The organism is Microbulbifer sp. S227A (assembly GCF_049800935.1).
This window is the reverse complement of the sequence record NZ_JBNAFZ010000001.1, coordinates 615,789-632,575: the sequence shown is the minus strand read 5'-3', so window position 1 is coordinate 632,575 and position 16,787 is coordinate 615,789. Positions and strand designations below refer to the sequence as shown.

Here is a 16,787-nt window from a genome sequence, read left to right as displayed (position 1 = left end):
AAACGCGCGGGCGCGGATGCGGAAGGGTCAGCTGCGATAGAACAGATAGCGGTCCGGAGCGATGGTGTCCGGCCCGCTGACCTGCCGGAACCCGGCCAGCGGCTGGCCCGACACGATCAGCCCGCCGGGGCACATCGCCGGGGCGAGCAGCGGGCTGAGCCGCGCGGCCTCGGCCACGTCATCTTCCTTGATGCCCATGCCGAAATCGTAATGGGCCAGGGCGATCCGAACGCCCATTTCGTGCAGGCGGCGCAACATGGGTTCGGCCTCGCCCTCGAGAAAATTTTCGGCGGGCGGGGTGCAGGACGGGTGGCATTGCAGCACACGGTCGATCACCAGGATGCGCCGCTCGGGAAAGAGCTCGCGCAGGTGGTCATAGGTACGGCCATTGCCAAGCCCGAGATCGAGCACGTCTCCGGGCAGGTCCGCGATCTGTTCCGCGGCCCAGTTCAGCCCGTCGCGTTGGGCGGTAAAGCGGCGCAGCATCGAATCAAGTCGGCTCATTCGTGGTCTCCCCGGCATGTGCGGTCCAGATTTGCGCGGGGCCATTCAGCAGGCGGGTCAGAAGCGCCTCGGTATGGTCCCAGATTGCGGCGTCATGAACCAGATGATGGGTCAGGATGCCATAGGGTTCGGCCGGATCAGCGCGATTTTCCCGCCGGTCCGCCAGTTGATCCGCCACCTGCCGGATCAGGGTGTCCGGATCGTGCAGGGTCTTGCCCGCGCGCCAGTTGATCGGGTCAAGATGGGTGTTGATCTGGCGCAGCCCCGGTGCGGCATCTGCCCGGGCGCGCGGTGTAAAGGTCGACAGCATCCGCAACCCCAGCCCGGGCAACCGGGCGGGCAGGTCGGCGGCAATGCGGTTCCACGGCGGCACGAACATCGGGGCCAGCGCATCGCCGAACAGCGTCCGCAGCCGGGCACGGCCCCGTTCGAGTTCGGCCAATAGGGTGCCGGGGTCGCGATGCGCGCCGAACTCGGCCTTTTTCTCGTGCGGCGGGGCGTGGTTGGCATGGGCCCAGCCATGCAGAACCGGCACCATGTGCGGCCCGATGACCCCCGTCAGCGAGGGTTGGGCATGCGCCGGGATCACGGCGAGATGCACCGGCATGTCCAGGCGCCGGGCTAGGTCGTGCAACCGTTCGAGCTGCGGCGTGGCGGTGATCGCGTCGTCGTCGCGCCACCAGAGCGGCAGGGTCAGGCCCGCAGCCTTCCAGCGGTCGAGCTCGGCGTCAAGGGGTGTCCAGTCGGGGGTCATCTGCGTGCTTTCACCATGTCGGTGGCGATTGCCACGGAGCGGGCCGCGCCGTCAAACTGCAATCCGCCCGCGGCGCGGCGCGGTGCCTGTGCCACGTCACGGATCGCGGCGCAGAGCCGGTCGGCCGTCAGGTCGCGTTCGCGCAGCGTCGCGATGCCGGACAAGTGCGACAGGCTGTCGGCGCGCAGAGATTGTTCGACCTCGTTGCCCGCGTCAAAGGGCACGAACACGGCGGGTATGCGGGTTTGCAGAACATCCATCGCGGTGTTGTAGCCGCACATGCTGACCGAGGTGGCGGCATTGGCGAGAAGACCGCGAAAATCCGGGCGGACCGGTTCGACGATGACCTGCCCGCCGGATGCCCGTGCGCGCAGCGACGCCAGCCGTTGCGCCGGGCCTGCGACCAGCAGGCGCCATCGGGTTTCCGGCATCTGCCGCGCGGCGGCAAGCGCGGTTTCAAAGATGCTGTCGCCAACATCGCCGCCCCCGGCGCTGACAAGGATTTCACCGGTGCCGGCCCCGTCCGGGTGCGGGCCGGGCGGGGGCTGGGTCACGTATCCGGTGTAGCGCAGTTTCGAGCGCATCGCATCGGTCAGCGGCCAGCTTTGCTCAAGCGGTGTGCCTTCGGGGTCGGAATGCACCAGAAACGCATCGTAATGGCTGGCGATCAAGTCCTCCGCACGGGCGGCCTTGGACGGTTTGGAGGGGGGCGCGAGGATGTCGCGCACCGATGACAGGACCACGGGGCGGGGCCGGAGCGTGGCGGCAGCCTGTAGAAGCGCGGTGAATTCGGCACTCAGAACGCGGCGACCAAAGGGGAACAGCTCGGTAATCAGCACGTCCGGCCCCAGCTCGGCCACGGCCTGGCGCAGCAGGGCGGCGCGCGCGGCGATCCGCGTTTCGCCCGCGGCTGCGCCGGTCTCATCCAGCAGTCGCGAAAAATTCACCCCGTCCGAGCGAAGCGGCGGCAGTTGCAGCAGCTGCACGCCCTTGGACACATTGACATCCAATGGCATGCCGCCGCTGGCCAGAACCACCCGGTGCCCCGCCGCCGCAAAGGCGTCGGCGAGCACGAGGGCCCGGCGCAGATGTCCGGTGCCCAGCAGATGGGTGACAGCGATCAGCACCTTCATGACCGCAGTTCCAATCGCACTGGCTCCGGTACGGCGGCAAGCGTTTCGCCCGACAGGGTCAGCAGGAACAACCGGTTGCGTTTGATGCGAAAGGGCGCGGGGCCATCGAAATCCCAGCCATGGGCGCGGGCCAGCAGCACCCGCATCACCCCGATATGGCTGACGATCACCGCATCCCGCGTGAGCGTGGCGAGCCAGGGGCGCAGGCGTTGTTCAAGCTTGCGCGGGCTTTCGCCCCCGGGCGCGTGATAGTCCCAGCCCCAATGCTCGATATGCCGAAACCCCGAGCCGGGCTGCGCCAGCAGATCAACGCCCCGCAGCCCTTCCCAATCGCCCCAGTTCATCTCGGACAATGCGTCGTCGATATGCGGCCTGTGCCCGGTGACGATCCGGGCGGTTTCCCGCGCGCGGCAGAGGGGGCTGGACCAGAGATCGGCCCTGTCCCACGGGGCGGGCAGGCGGAACTGGCGCAGTTCGGCGCGGGCTTTGTCGTCCAGTGGAACATCGCTGCTGCCCTGGATGCGTCCCGCGCGGTTCCAGGCGGTGTGGCCATGCCGCAAGAGCGCGAGACGGATCATGCCGTGCGTCCCAGGAGCGGCGTGACCGCGCGCCAGAAGGCGGCACGGGCGCTGTCCACAAGATGGTCGCGGCGAATGCTCCTGCGGGCCTCTGTGCCAAGACTGCGGCATTGGTCGGCATCGCCCAGCATCTCGGTTATCCGCGCGGCAAGGGCGCGGGCCCCGGCCTGGGGCGAGGGATAGCTGCCTTGTGCCAGAACGTCCCGGACGCCGGGGCGATCCTGCGCGATCACCGGCATCCCGGCGGCCTGCGCCTCGAGATAGACCATGCCGAACCCCTCGTTCACGCCGGGCCAGAAAAACAGCGCGGCATTGCCATAGGCCGCCGCCATCCGGGGCGCGTCAAGCTGGCCAAGGAAACGCACCCGGTTGCCAAAGCGGGCCATCAGCCGTTCGACCTCGGCGCGCGCGGGGCCGTCACCGGCAATGTCCAGATGCCAGTCGCGGTCGCCAAGCAGGCCAAGCGTGTCGGCGATGATCCGGTAGGACGCAAGCTTGTCGCCATGGCGCATCATACCCGCGCTCAGCATCCGGGGCAGGTGCCGGGCAGGATCGGTGGCGGTGGGGAGTTCCATGCGCGGCAGAAACGGTTTGAGGTTGACCAGCCGTTGCGCCGCGGGGCGGTGCCGGTCCAGCGTAATCAGGTCATTCGCCGTGAGGTAGAACACCACATCCGCGGCATCTATGGCCGTTTCGGCGGCGGTCGCGAAATCGGCCCAGGGTCCGGTCAGGCGCTTTTTCGCGCGGCTCGCCTCGATCTGGACATAGGGGATCCCGAGCTGCGAGGTGACCGCGTGCCCGATGATATCCGGGGCCTTGTAATAGTTGTGATAGGTCACCCACAGATCCGGCGGGCGGGCCGCGTAAAGGGCGCAGAGCCGGTCCGCCTCGGCCCTGGCCATGTCGCGGATCGCGGCCTGTCGCGTGGCATCGCCCTTGCTCTCGTGGGTCTGGACGGTGGATACCAGCGTCACCTCGGCGTCATCCGTGGCAATCGCCGCCATCAGGGCTCGGGCAAAGGCGCGATCACCCGAGGGCACCGGATGGGTCGGCGGTTTCATCGGGGCGTAGAAGGCCACGCGCGGCATGGATCAAACGCTTTCGGTCAGGCGGTGCAGGCGGCGCGACAGCCGTTCGATACCGGGCTCCATCACGAATTCGGCGCGCAGACGGTTCAGCGCGGCGTCGGCCATGGCGTGCGCCTGTTCCGGGTCGGCTGCAAGCCTGGTGATCGCGGCGGCAAGGGCCGCAGGGCTGTCCTCGGACAGGGTGCCATGAACGCCGTCCTCGATGAATTCGGGGATCGCCGAAACGGCGGTGGTCAGGATCGCGAGGCGCTGGCTGGCGGCTTCCATCAGCACGTTGGGCAGCCCGTCGCGGTCGCCATCCTCGGCGATACGGCTGGGCAGGACGAACAGATCGGCATTGCGCATCTGTTCGATAACCTGTGGCTGATCGCAGGGGCCGCGCCAGGTGATACGGGGTGCGATGCCGGCGGCGTGCGCTTGCTGCGCAAGCGGCGCGGACAAGGGGCCGCCGCCGATATGCGTCCAATGCCAGTCCAGCGAGCCGGGCAGTTGCACCAATGCGGCGATCAGGCGGTCAAACCCCTTTTTCTCGACCAGCCGCCCCACCGACATGAGCCGCAGCGGATCACCGGCGCGGCGCGGCGCATGGTCCGGCGGTTCGGGAAAGCGGCTGAGGTCAAGCCCGTGATAGATCAGGTCGATCCGCGCCGGGTCGGCGGACAGGCGGCGCAGTTGTTTTGCGCCATAGGCGGTGCAGGTGGCACCAAAGGTCGCCCCGGTTGCGTCACTTGCCAGTTTCTCGGAGATCTCCCAATCGGGCGAGGTCCAGATATCCTTGGCATGGGCGGAAAAGCTCCACGGCAGCCCGCGCATGATCGCGGCATAGCGCGCGACCGACGCGGGCGTATGCAGGAAATGCGCGTAAAGCCCGCGTGTACCGGCGGGCAGTTCCGCGGCCAGAACGCAGGCCTGTCCAAAGCGGCGGATGCGGTTCTTGTCGAGGTCGCGGGCAAGGTCGCGCCGCCAGACCGCATAGGCCGCGGCATAGCCGGGCAGGCGACGGGCGATCTCGCGGGCTTTCCAGACGCGGGCGGGGTCGTGGTGCAGATACTCGGGCAGGTATCGCACCTCTGCCCGCAGACGGTCATGCAGGGGATGGGTCTTGGTGTCGGTCGGATGGCGCAGCGACCAGATGTCAAAGGCATGGCCAGCCTCTTCCAGCGCCACCAGTTCCTGCGCGATGAAGGTTTCGGACAGGCGGGGCCATCCCTTGACCACGACCGCAAGTTTCCTGGTCATTCTGCCGCCTTGTCCGCCGCTTTGGCCAACAGGACGGACACGCGGTCGGTGACATAGTCGAGCCCGTCCAGCAACCCGTCGGAAACGGCCTGTGATGGTTTGGTTTGATCGGGCAGGGCGCGGATCGCGTCGATCATGGATTGCGTCGTCATGCCCTGGCCGGTGTCACACAGCATCCGCACGAGGCCAAGCTCTTCGGCGCGGCTGGCGCGGATATATTGCTCAAGGCGCGGCACCGTGCGTGGTACGATGACCGCGCGCTTGTCAAAGGACAGCACCTCGCAGAACGTGTTGTACCCCCCCATGCAGACCACGCCCTCGGCCCCGGCGAACAGCGCCTCGATTTGCGAGTCAAAGCCCACCGCGGTCACCCGCCCGTTCAGCTTGGCAACGCGGGCCTCGAAATCGGCGCGGGTCTCGCCGGAAAGGAAGGGGCCATAGACCAGCATCGCGCGCGGGCCGAGAGTCGGGTCCTGTTCATAGGCCGACAACACGAGGTTGACCATGGATTGCCCGTCGCCCCCGCCGCCTGGCGTCACCAGGACATAGGGATCGTCGACCGGCGCGGCTTCGGTGCTCAGGGCGCGGCGCAGATAACCCGTCCAATGCATCCGGCGCTTGACATCTTCGCCAAGCGCCAGCCCCTCGGTGGGATCGTAGATCGAGCGCAGCCCGTAGATCCAGAGTTCGTCGTAATAGCGCTCGGTTGCCGCGATGGCCCCCTTGCGGTCCCATTCCGCCGCGAGCACCGCCGGCTCGTCCAGCACGTCGCGCAGCCCGAGCACAAGCCGCGCCCGACGCTCTCCGGACAGCAGGTCGAGCGTCGGCAACAGCTCGCCACGAAAACCGGTGGGTTCCTTGTCGACGATCAGAATATCCGGATCGTATTGTTCCGCCGTCGCCCGGATCAGCCCGGCGCGCAGCTCGGTGGTTTGTTCGATATCCATGCCCAGCGTCTGGGATTCATAGCTGCCATCGCGCAGCTTGGTCACACCGGGCAGGCGCACATGGTCGACACGTGCCGGAAAGGTGAACCGCCCCGCAACCGGCGACCCCGTGAGGATCAGCGCAGAGGCGGTGGGGTTGGCGCGGGTGATTGCCTCGGCCAGCGCGCGCGACCGCCGAAGGTGGCCCAGGCCAAAGGTGTCGTGGCTGTAGAGCATGATGCGCGGCGGGCGTGGCGTCATCGTCGCTAGTGTCGGGTTCATGACCATGCCCCGTCATTCGGCGTCCCGTCGTTCAGCGAGGGCACCGCGAGGCGCGCATGCGGGTCGGATACCATATCGTGTCTCATGCCTGCCTCTGCGGCCGACAGGGGGCGGCCACAACCTTGGTTTCGCATCTCCGGGCCATCGATGCCACCCGGCGGGACCGGCCCGTGATTTGGACCACATTGTCCCTACTAGTAGACCTGTCGTTGATTGCAAACCACAAATTGCCCGAGAATGACAGACTGTGACCGAAGCGGTTTGCACCGGCAGGGGGGCTCCTGTAGCGTTCGATGTCAAAATACCCAGGGGAAGTGCCGCGCGAATGAGCCGTTTCTTGTTTCAGCTACTGATTGCCCTTTGTCTTGCCTGCGGTATCGCGATCACCGCACAGGCGCAAACCCTGCCGGGATTTGGCAGCAGCACCGAGAGCAAAAGCACCGACAGCGACCTGAGCGCGGCGATCAAGCAGGCCGCAGAAAGCGGGGTCAATGTCATCATCCTGGATGGCGATGGCAAGCTGGTCGCGGCGGCGGCCCCGAGCGACACGCCGAAGGCCGAGCCACCGGCCTCGGGCACGCCGATGGATCATGCCTCGCCGCTGATGCAGACCCAGGCCGAGGTGAACCAGTTTCGCGAAACCCTTGCAAACCGGCTCGCTGCGCTGCCCAATTCGGTCAACGAGGTGACATTCATCCTGCGCGCCACCAGCCCGGACGGCCAGATCACGACCTATCTGCGCATTCTGTTGATGTCGCTTGCCCTGCTGGTGGTGGGCTGGTTCGCTTCGCGCGAAATTTATGGCAAGCGCATCGTGCGGAATTTCGTGGTTTCCAGGGTACTGGATCAGCCACAGGGCTATCGGGACAAGATGCCGTTCCTGGTATTTCGCTTTGTCATGGGGATTGGCGGCACGCTGTTTGCCATGCTGGTGGCCTATCTGCTGGGCGCGCTGTTCTTTCGCGAGGAACCGGACCAGTCAATCCAGCTGACGGTGGCGGCGATTTTCCTGACGTTCTTTCTGGCGCGCACCCTGTCCGATCTCTGGCGGATGGTGTTGTCGCCCTTCCTGCCGCAATACCGGATTCCGGTTCTGTCGGACAAGGAGGCGCTGCGGCTCTATCGCTGGGCGGTGATCCTTGGAAGCTACAGCATCGCGGCCATCATGTTCAGCACCTGGATCGCGGATTTCGGGCTGAATTACAACGTCTATGCCATTCTCTACGGTTCGCTCGAACTGGTCGCGGCGTTGGGGAATATCGCGATGATCCTGTTCAATCGCAACGCGATTTCCAACGCGATCCGGGGTGGACGCAAGGCGGTCGAGGTCTCGTGGCTGATCCGAACCCTGTCGATGGCCTGGGCGCCGGTGCTGATTGGTTACGTCATCTTTGGCTGGTTCGAACTGTCCTTTGACCTGGTGTTGGAGCGCAACGAATCCATCCCGCTTGTCGCCGGGGCCTATGCGGTGTTCCTGTCGATCATCATCGTCTACGGGGTCATCAACTATGTGATCGAGCGGCTGTTCGAGCGCATCCGCCATGTGGAGCAGATCAATACCGAGCACGCCGCCGCCGAGGCCGAAGAAGACGGCGCGCAACAACCCGACGACGCCGAACCGCCCGCCGAAGCTGCGCCGAAACGGCATATCATGACCTACGAGGCGCTGGCCCGGCGGGTGTCGGGAATCCTGGCCTTTGTGGCCGGGGCCTACGCGCTGCTGCGGGTCTGGGATCCGGATAACCTGCTGCTGCCGGATTCGGTGATCGGGCGGTTGTTGGACGTGGTGACGATCCTGTTCATCGGCTATATCGTCTATAATTTCTTCCGCATCTGGATCGACAGCAAGATCGCGGAAGAGACCGTGGACGAGGCCGAGGCCGAGCTGGGCGATGAGGGCGGCGCGGGCAGCGCCAGCCGGCTGGCGACCCTGCTGCCGCTGTTCCGCGGGGCCATTCTGGCGATCGTGCTGGTGTCGATTGCGCTGATCGCGTTGCTGGAACTGGGCATCAATGTCAGTCCGCTCTTTGCCGGTGCCGGTGTTGTCGGGCTTGCGGTCGGATTCGGGGCACAGACCCTTGTGCGCGACATTTTCTCGGGTGCGTTCTTCCTGATCGACGATGCGTTTCGCAAGGGCGAATATATCGACATTGGCGATGTGAAGGGGACGGTCGAAAAAATCTCGGTCCGCTCCTTTCAACTGCGCCATCATCTCGGGGCGCTCAACACCATTCCCTTTGGGGAAATCAAGGTTCTGACCAACTATTCCCGCGACTGGGTCATCATGAAACTGCCGTTGCGGGTGACCTATGACACCGATGTCGAGAAAGTGCGCAAGCTGATCAAGAAGCTGGGCCAGGAATTGCTGAGTGATCCGGTGATCGGCGAGAATTTCATTCAGCCGTTGAAATCGCAAGGCGTGATCGAGATGCAGGACAGCGCCATGATCATCCGGGTCAAGTTCATGACCAAGCCCGGCGATCAATGGCTGGTGCGCAAGAAGGTTTACGAGGAAATCCGCGCCCTGTTCGCGCGCGAGGGCATCCATTTTGCGCATCGCGAAGTGACCGTGCGCCTGGCGGATGCCAATCCGAACGACCTGACCCCGGCCCAGAAAGAGGCGGTGGCCGGTGCGGCGCGGGGCGCGATTGACGATGACTATCTCGAAGAAATCGGACCGGGCGGGGACGACCGCTGAGCGAACAGGAGGGCACCGTGCACGCAAATGCCACATGCGGGATCATCATGGCCTGCACGATCTGCGCGGCGGGCGCCTCCGGGGCACAGGACACGGGGGCGGTCCGCTATGTGTTTGGCGTGGACGTGGTGTCAAACTATGTGTCCAACGGGCGGACGCAATCCGATGGAAAACCCGCGATCCAGCCTTATTTCGAAGTCGAACTGAACGGCTTCTATGCCGGGACATGGCTATCCAACGTGGATTTCGGCGATAATGACGATTGGGAAATCGATCTGTATGTGGGCTATCGCAACCTGTTCGCCAATGACCTGTTCATGGATGTGGGATACGCGCGCTACCTGTATGATGACAGCGGCGACTGCTGTGGCGAGGCCAAGCTGACGCTGGGCTATCCGCTGACCGATCAGTTCGGCCTGACCGGCTATGTCGCCTATGATCCGCGAGCCGGGAATTTCAACCGCAGCGTTACCCTGGCCTATGAGCCCACAGCCAAACTCGGATTCGCGGGCATCTATGGCTATAGCGATTCCAACGCCCATGAATACTGGAGCGTCGGAGCGTCCTATACGTTCGACGACACTTGGTCCGCCGGCGTCAGGTATGAAGGGTCAGGATCGGGCGACGAGGGGCTGGTGTTCCGCGTGTCGCTGGGCAACCTGCAAACCCCGTTGTTCCGCCTGTTGGGCGCGCCGTTCCAGCGATAGGGCCGCTTACGCGTGCGGACGCGGCATGACGCGGGCGGTGGTCGCTTCGACGCAGGGCTTGCCCAGCCGCTGGGTGAGCGATGCAAAGCTGTGACCCAGAAAGGCACAGGTGCAAAGGTCGATCCCGGTTTCCTCGTTCACCAGGATCAGGCGCTCGCCCTGGAATACAAGGGCGAAACCCTGTGCCGCCAGTTCCCGAACCAGATTGCCCCAGCCGGTGGCGTTCTTGAAGGTCGGGCTGAGATGGCAGGCCAGCGAAACCGCGGTCTCGCAATCCAGCGCGCTTTCGTCGTGTCCGCGGCTGAATTCGGTCCAAAGATTGGGGAGGGGGCGGTCCGGGCGGTTGAAACGTTCACTCATTACAATACTCATGACTACTTCCAATCGTTAAGATACAAACTGAACTAAAACATGATCATGTTACTACATGGATAAGAATTGGGCAAATTTTAGATGATCGCGTGAAACAAAATTACGTGATTGTGAATTCAGGGGCGTTCAGGTTCCTGATCCGGGCATCCAAACGGAACAAACGTACTGGCCATGCCCTCGTTCATCGACAGGATGGTCATGAGGTCCGCGAGCCGGATTTCCCCGGCCGATGCGGCGCAAACCCGCATGTCTTGGGGGCAACCCAAGTCGATGAAATCCTGATGCTTTTTCAGAAAGCCCGGACGAATCCCCGCCATGTCATGCGTGCGGACGACATCCTGCCATGCCGCGCCGTACAGGTCGCATTTGCGGCGGGTCCAGTCGTCGGCCGGAGCGGATTGTGACAACGCCTGTCCGGCCCAACCCGCAAGCAGCGCCATTGCCAGGAACGGGCACCAGGGATCAGTCCGCATAGGGATCGAGCGAATCCCTCAGCCCGTCGCCGAGGAAGTTGAAGGCCAGAACGATGACGATGATGGGCAGCATGGGAATCGCCGTCCAGGGATAGATTTCGATGCTCGCGAGGTTCTGCGCATCGTTCAGCATCACCCCCCAGCTGACCGCCGGGGCGCGCAGGCCGAGGCCAAGAAAGGACAGTGCGGTTTCCCCCAGGATCATCGCCGGGATCGACAGGGTGGCCGAGGCAATGAGATGCGAGGTGAAATTGGGCAAGAGATGCTTGCGGATCACCCTGCCCGAGCTTGCGCCCATCATTTCGGCGGCCCGGACATATTCCTCTTCCCGCAGTGACAGGAACTTGGCCCGCACCGCCCGGGCCAGGCCGGGCCAGTCGAGAATGCCGAGGATGATCGAGATGATGAAGAACACCGATACCGGACCCCAGTTCGACGGCACCGCCGCCGACAGGGCCAGCCACAGCGGCAGTTCGGGCAAGGAGCGCAGGATCTCGATCAGCCGGTTGATGGTCCAGTCGATATTGCCGCCAAAATAGCCGGCGATGCTGCCAAAACCGATGCCAAGGATGAACGAGACGGAAATGCCGATCAGCCCGACGGTCAGCGACAATTGCGCCCCGTAGAGGATGCGCGAAAACACGTCGCGCCCCAGCCGGTCCGAGCCCCAGAGGAACACCGTGGCCCCGTCGGGCGCGCAGAACAGGTGGGTGGTGGTGGGGATCAGCCCGGCAAGCTTGTATTCGGAGGCCTCGCAGAAGAATTCGAGCGGCAGGGGGCGGGTGGTGTCGGTGACGAATTTCCACTGGAACGTGACCAGATCCGCCTCGGCCACGGTGGGGTAGACAAAGGGGCCGACAAATTCGCCCTCGTGAAACAGGTTGACCGATTGCGGCGGCGCATAAAGGAAATCCGAGTTCCGCTCGTTCGGGGTGTAGGGCGCGATGAACCCGGCCACCGGCAGCAACAGGTAGCAGATCAGCAGGAAAATCCCCGACACGAGTCCCAGCTTGTGCTTGCGGAACTTGCGCCACACCAGCAGCCAGGCCGGGGCGTCGAGATCCTTGCGTTCGAGTTCCTGGATATTGGCAACCGGGTCAAAAGGCTCGTCATCGACATAGCGGCCATCGGGCAATCGGCTCATGCTTCGCGCCCCTCATAGCGGATACGCGGATCAAGCAGCACCAGCAGCACATCCGAGATCATCGTCCCGATCAGCGTCAGCAGGGCCACGAACATCAGCACGAAACCGGCAAGAAACTGGTCTTGGGTTTTGAGCGCGGTCAGCAGGGTCGGCCCGATGGTTTGCAGCCCCAGCACCACCGACACCAGAACCGAGCCCGACACCATAGAGGGCAGCAGGTTGCCGATATCGGCGACAAACGGGTTGAAGGCCATGCGCAGCGGGTATTTGGTGAGCATGCGCGGCGGGCTCATCCCCTTGGCGATGGCGGTTTCCACATAGGGTTTGCCCAGTTCATCGAGCAGATTCGCGCGCAGGCGCTGCATCATCGCGGCGGCCCCCGAGGTGCCGATCACGAAGGTCGGCACGATCAGGTGGATCAGGATCGATTTCACCTTGTCCCATGTCATCGGCTGGCCCTCATAGACCGGGTCCATCAGGCCGCCGATCGGCAGGTCGAAATACTTGTGGCCATAGTAGAACATGATCAGCGCCAGCAGGAAGTTCGGCGTCGCCAGGCCAAGATAGCCGACAAAGGCCGAGGTGTAATCGACCCATGTTTTCGACCGCGCGGCGGCGAGCACCCCAAGCGGCAGGGCGATCAGGTAGACGAACAGCACCGCGGCAAGATTGACCAGAACCGTCAGCCACAGGCTCTCGCCGACAATATCGGCGACGGGGCGGTCAAATTCGAAGGACCAGCCGAAATCGCCCTGTATCAGCCCGGAAAACCCGTTCGGCCCCGGAATGAAGCCAATCCAGATCAGGTATTGTTGGTAAAGCGGCCGGTCGAGCGCGTATTCCTTGCGCAGGAATTCGGCCTTGTCGACCCCGGCGGATTGCCCGGTGGCGCGCAGTTCGGCGATCTGGTTGGAAAGGTAATCGCCGGGCGGCAGGTTGATGATCAGGAACACCAGCGCCGACACCACCAGGAGCGTCAGCAGCATTGTCGCAAAGCGGTAGAGCGCGTAGCGCAGAATGCTCATCAATCGGTTCCGTCAGGGGCAAAATAGAACTCGTCCGGGCGGTGTATGCCGAAATGCGCCCCCGGATCCCATGCCCAAAGCGCAAGTTCGGGAACATTGCGCAGCCGCTTGTTGACCACCACGGGCTGCGGGGCCTCGGCCAAGGTGCCGATGGCAAACACGTTGTCCGCGTGAATTTTCAGCATTTCGGTCCAGGCGGCGCTGCGGCCCGCTTCGTCGGTGGCAAGTTCCCATTCGTTCAGCAATTCCATCAGGCGGATGGCCGGTGCCATGTCGGGGGCTTCGCCCGAATCCTGGTGGGTCTGGTAATACTGACCCCATTTCGGCCAGGCAAAGAACACCTGGTCGGTGGGTGCCACATAGGCCGGCGATGTATAGGCCCGCGGAATGCCGTTGTCCCAGCCATACCAGACCGAGGCCATGGTATCGCCGGAATAGACCCGGTTGCGCAGGATGTCGCGATCCAGCGGGCGCATCACCAGCTTGACGCCGATCCCGCGCCAGTCGTCGGTGATGATCTGGAGCGCGTTTTCGACCTCCTGCCGTTCTCCCGCGGTTTCGATCACGACCTCCATGGGCCGCCCATCGGGCAACAGCCGGATCCCGTCGCCGCCGCGCTCTGTCAGCCCGGCCTCGTCCAGCAGGGCGTTGGCGGCTTCGGGATCATGGCTTGCCCAGGCATCGCGGTTTTCTTGCGAAAAGAACTGGCTGGCCGGCAGAACCGCCATGGCGCCGGGTTTGGCCAGCTTGAAATACAACGCCTTGTTGATCGTGTCGCGATCAATGGCCAGCGACAGGGCGCGGCGCACCCTGACATCGCGCAACACCGCGCGCCAGGCCGGGTCGTTGTAGTTCAGGTTGGGATAGATCGCGATCTGCGACGCCACCGCATTGCCCCAGAGCAGCGTGCGGTAATTGCCGCCATCCGCCTCGCCCTTGCGCAGGATCGAGATGTCGCGGAAATCCAGCCCGCGCGCCTGAAGGTCGGTTTCGCCCGCATTGGCCTTGGCAGCGATCAGGCCGGGGCTGACGATCTCCATCTCGACCACGTCGATATAGGGCAGTTGCAGCCCGTTCGGATCGATCCGGTGGAAATAGGGGTTGCGAACAAAAAGGTGCCGGATTTTCTTGCCCGAGCTTGAATTCATCCAGGGTTGCAGCGTCGGCAGTTCGTGATTGTCGAACTGGTACATGTTGTCGAGCTTGTTGTGCAGCGACGCCCAGCTTCTGGCGCGGACATCCTCGATCGCCTCGGCCAGCGCCTCGGGATCGGCATAGTCGCCGTGATACTGTTTCAGGAAATGCGCCGGGCGAAAGATAAAGGGCGGCCGGGCCTGTGCCAGCGTCGCCAGAAAGTTCGGGTTGGGGCGGTCCCATTCATAGATGATGGTGGTTTCATCGGGAAAGCTGACCTTGGGCAGGGCCCCTTCGACACGCAGGAAATCCGGCGGTCCCGACGGGTTGAGCAGCTCGTTGTTGGCGACATCCTTCCACCAATACTCGAAATCCGCCGAGGTAAAGGGTGCACCGTCCGACCATTTGTGGCCGGGCCGCAGGCGCAGGGTAAAGACCCGGTCGCCCTCGCTGTCAAAGGACAGCAGGATATCCGGTTGCAGGTGGTAATTCGCGTCATATCCGATCAGCCGCGCATAGCCATAGACCACCATCTGGCGGATGTCCTTGCTGCGGCTGACCAGCGTCTTGAGCGTGCCGCCCTGAACCCCGGGCGTTCTGCCGCGGCTTTCCAGATCGACCACCTGAGGTGCCTGCGGCAGCCGCTCGGCAACCGGCGGCAGGTCGCCGCGCTGGACCTCGGCGGCCCAGAATGTGCTTTCGACCGGATCGGGAATGGCCGGCGCGGCAAGCAGTGGCGTGGCCAGAAGCGACGCGACAGCGCCGAGCAGCACGCGACGGGGTGACTCAAACATGACAACGCACCTTGTGACCGGGTTCCAATTGCGTGAGCGAAGGTATCACGGTGTTTGAAAAACGAAAGGCCTCGGGCCATGACTCGGGCGAACCGGCCCCCTGCGCCACCAGCTTGAGATTGATCGGCCGGTTGATGTCCGGTTCCGGCTGCGCCGCGATCAGCGCCTTGGTGTAGGGGTGCTGTGGGTTATAGAACAGGGTTTCCGGCGGGGCCTGTTCCACCACCAGCCCCTGGCGCATCACCGCAACCTCGTCGGCAATGCGCGCCACCACCGCGAGATCGTGGCTGATGAACAGGTATGACAGGTTCATCTCGTCGCGGATGTCCTCGAGCAGGGTCAGGATCTGTTCCTGGACACTGACATCAAGGGCGCTTGTCGGTTCGTCGCAGACGATCAACGCCGGATCGAGCATCATCGCCCTCGCGATCGACAACCGCTGGCGCTGGCCGCCGGAAAAGGCGTGGGGATAGCGTTGCAGCATGTCCGGGTTCATCCCCACCGACCGCAATCGCGCCGCCGCCATCTCGCGGCGTTCGGCCGGGGTGCCGATGCGGTGAATGTCCAGCGGCTCGGTCAGTGCGTCGAGAATGCGCATGCGCGGGCTGAGCGAGGAGTAGGGATCCTGAAACACCATCTGCGCCTGTTTCTGGAAAGCGACGCGCGCGGCCCTGTCCATCTTGTGAACCGCGATCGGGTCGCTGTCGGGCGTGGCGCGAAACAACACCTCGCCACCGGCGTCCGGCGGCTCCGCCCCCAATGCGATCCGTGCGGCGGTGGTCTTGCCCGAGCCGCTTTCGCCGACAATCGCCAGCGTCTTGCCGCGCGGCAGGCTCAGATCGACGCCCCGGCAGGCATGGATCAGCAGATCGGGCTTCCACATCGACTGGCTGCGCATGGTATAGGTCTTGGACACCGCGCTCAGATGCAGGATCAGGTCGTCCTGCTCCAGCGGCGGAGCCAGTTCTGGCGTGCCGGGAATGGCCGGGGCGGCGTCAAACAATTGCTGCGTATAGGGGTGGGCCGGGGCACTCAGGATGGCATCGGCGGCACCGGCCTCCATGACCCGCCCCTTGTTCATCACCACGACCTGTTCGGCCATGTTGGCCACAACGCCCAGATCATGGGTGACAAGGATCATCGCCATTCCCATTTCGGCCTGAAGTTCTTTCATCAGGCCCAGAACCTGCGCCTGTGTGGTCACATCCAGCGCCGTGGTCGGCTCGTCCGCGATCAGCAGGTCGGGCTCGCTGACCATGGCCATGGCGATCATCGCCCGCTGGCGCATGCCGCCCGACATCTCGAACGGATAGGATGCATAGGCCCTCTCGGGATCGGGAAAGCCCACCCGCTCGAATTTTTCCAGAACGATCCGCCGCGCCTCGCGTTCGCCCATGTCCTTGTGCAGCCAGAGCACCTCGCTCACCTGGTTGCCGATCTTGTGCAGGGGCGACAGCGAGCGCATCGGTTCCTGAAAGATCATCGACACCGCGTCGCCGCGAATGTCGCGCATCCGGCGTTCCCTGAGATCGGTCAACTCCAGCCCGTTGCTGCGCCCGTTCAGGGTGATCCGTCCGCTGCGGATCTGCGCGATACGCGGCAGGATACGCAGGATGGCACGGCAGGTCACCGTTTTGCCCGACCCGGATTCCCCGACCAGCGCGAGGGTCTGACCGGGCATCACGTCAAAGCTGACGTTCCTGACAACATCCGGCCCTTTGCCAAAGCCGATGCAGAGATTCTCGACCGACAGGAGCGGAGTCATCCACGCGCGCCCGTCTGTCTGTGACTTAGCCGTATCATGCCCTTGTGTACCCGGTTCCTGCTCCGCTGCCACCTTCGCTTGGCAATGTGTCCGTAGTCAAACATGAATTTTCCCGGAGCAGGGCGGCTGCCTTAAATCGCGGGCGGGGCCTACACATTGGCGCGCTTCTTT

15 protein-coding genes are annotated in these 16,787 nt (G+C 64.1%); 2 read left to right on the top strand and 13 right to left on the bottom strand.

The features are described from left to right. Positions 1 to 27: 27 nt before the first annotated feature. From ACP15R_RS03085 to ACP15R_RS03055, 7 genes are read right to left on the bottom strand one after another with little or no spacing between them, the layout of a single operon-like run. Positions 28 to 504, bottom strand: coding sequence for a class I SAM-dependent methyltransferase (locus ACP15R_RS03085; protein ID WP_424984907.1), 477 nt, complete (start codon positions 502 to 504; stop codon positions 28 to 30). Next, positions 491 to 1,258, bottom strand: a complete 768-nt coding sequence (locus ACP15R_RS03080) for a polysaccharide deacetylase family protein (RefSeq protein WP_424984906.1) — start codon at positions 1,256 to 1,258, stop codon at positions 491 to 493. Before ACP15R_RS03080 ends, ACP15R_RS03085 begins: the two co-directional genes overlap by 14 nt. Further along, complete coding sequence (locus ACP15R_RS03075; protein WP_424984905.1) at positions 1,255 to 2,391, bottom strand: glycosyltransferase family protein; 1,137 nt, start codon at positions 2,389 to 2,391, stop codon at positions 1,255 to 1,257. Before ACP15R_RS03075 ends, ACP15R_RS03080 begins: the two co-directional genes overlap by 4 nt. Further along, positions 2,388 to 2,969, bottom strand: coding sequence for a histidine phosphatase family protein (locus ACP15R_RS03070; RefSeq protein ID WP_424984904.1), 582 nt, complete (start codon positions 2,967 to 2,969; stop codon positions 2,388 to 2,390). Before ACP15R_RS03070 ends, ACP15R_RS03075 begins: the two co-directional genes overlap by 4 nt. After that, entirely contained in the window at positions 2,966 to 4,057 is a 1,092-nt protein-coding gene (locus ACP15R_RS03065) for a glycosyltransferase family 4 protein (RefSeq protein WP_424984903.1), read from the bottom strand. The genes ACP15R_RS03070 and ACP15R_RS03065 overlap by 4 nt, the downstream gene beginning before the upstream one ends. 3 nt (positions 4,058 to 4,060) lie before the next feature. Then, the gene (locus ACP15R_RS03060; protein ID WP_424984902.1) at positions 4,061 to 5,296 is read right to left on the bottom strand and encodes a glycosyltransferase family 4 protein; all 1,236 of its coding nucleotides are present in this window, start codon (positions 5,294 to 5,296) and stop codon (positions 4,061 to 4,063) included. After that, positions 5,293 to 6,504 (bottom strand): glycosyltransferase family protein, encoded by a 1,212-nt coding sequence (locus tag ACP15R_RS03055; protein ID WP_424984901.1) that lies wholly within the window; start codon positions 6,502 to 6,504, stop codon positions 5,293 to 5,295. The genes ACP15R_RS03060 and ACP15R_RS03055 overlap by 4 nt, the downstream gene beginning before the upstream one ends. A gap of 325 nt (positions 6,505 to 6,829) precedes the next feature. Here ACP15R_RS03055 and ACP15R_RS03050 point away from each other — a divergent pair, with 325 nt between their 5' ends. Together ACP15R_RS03050 and ACP15R_RS03045 are read left to right on the top strand one after the other, a co-directional pair. Continuing rightward, on the top strand, positions 6,830 to 9,202 hold the full coding sequence (locus ACP15R_RS03050) for a mechanosensitive ion channel domain-containing protein (protein ID WP_424984900.1): 2,373 nt from the start codon (positions 6,830 to 6,832) through the stop codon (positions 9,200 to 9,202). Between the two features lie 17 nt (positions 9,203 to 9,219). Next, positions 9,220 to 9,909 carry a TorF family putative porin gene (locus ACP15R_RS03045; protein WP_424984899.1) on the top strand — a complete coding sequence of 230 codons (690 nt, stop codon included), beginning with the start codon at positions 9,220 to 9,222 and terminating at the stop codon, positions 9,907 to 9,909. A gap of 6 nt (positions 9,910 to 9,915) precedes the next feature. Here ACP15R_RS03045 and ACP15R_RS03040 read toward each other — a convergent pair whose 3' ends face one another. The 6 genes from ACP15R_RS03040 to ACP15R_RS03015 all read right to left on the bottom strand — a co-directional run bounded on the left by ACP15R_RS03040 (position 9,916) and on the right by ACP15R_RS03015 (position 16,616). Further along, positions 9,916 to 10,269, bottom strand: coding sequence for a hypothetical protein (locus tag ACP15R_RS03040; protein WP_424984898.1), 354 nt, complete (start codon positions 10,267 to 10,269; stop codon positions 9,916 to 9,918). Positions 10,270 to 10,397: 128 nt separating this feature from the next. Continuing rightward, positions 10,398 to 10,754: a hypothetical protein gene (locus tag ACP15R_RS03035; RefSeq protein WP_424984897.1), complete on the bottom strand. Its 357-nt coding sequence runs from the start codon at positions 10,752 to 10,754 to the stop codon at positions 10,398 to 10,400. Next, the gene (locus ACP15R_RS03030) at positions 10,744 to 11,898 is read right to left on the bottom strand and encodes an ABC transporter permease (protein ID WP_424984896.1); all 1,155 of its coding nucleotides are present in this window, start codon (positions 11,896 to 11,898) and stop codon (positions 10,744 to 10,746) included. The genes ACP15R_RS03035 and ACP15R_RS03030 overlap by 11 nt, the downstream gene beginning before the upstream one ends. Continuing rightward, a complete protein-coding gene (locus tag ACP15R_RS03025) occupies positions 11,895 to 12,923 on the bottom strand; it encodes an ABC transporter permease (RefSeq protein ID WP_424984895.1) in 1,029 nt (342 codons plus the stop codon). Before ACP15R_RS03025 ends, ACP15R_RS03030 begins: the two co-directional genes overlap by 4 nt. Then, on the bottom strand, positions 12,923 to 14,851 hold the full coding sequence (locus ACP15R_RS03020) for an ABC transporter substrate-binding protein (RefSeq protein ID WP_424984894.1): 1,929 nt from the start codon (positions 14,849 to 14,851) through the stop codon (positions 12,923 to 12,925). The genes ACP15R_RS03025 and ACP15R_RS03020 overlap by 1 nt, the downstream gene beginning before the upstream one ends. After that, positions 14,844 to 16,616, bottom strand: a complete 1,773-nt coding sequence (locus ACP15R_RS03015) for a dipeptide ABC transporter ATP-binding protein (RefSeq protein ID WP_424984893.1) — start codon at positions 16,614 to 16,616, stop codon at positions 14,844 to 14,846. The genes ACP15R_RS03020 and ACP15R_RS03015 overlap by 8 nt, the downstream gene beginning before the upstream one ends. Between the last annotated feature and the right edge of the window lie 171 nt (positions 16,617 to 16,787).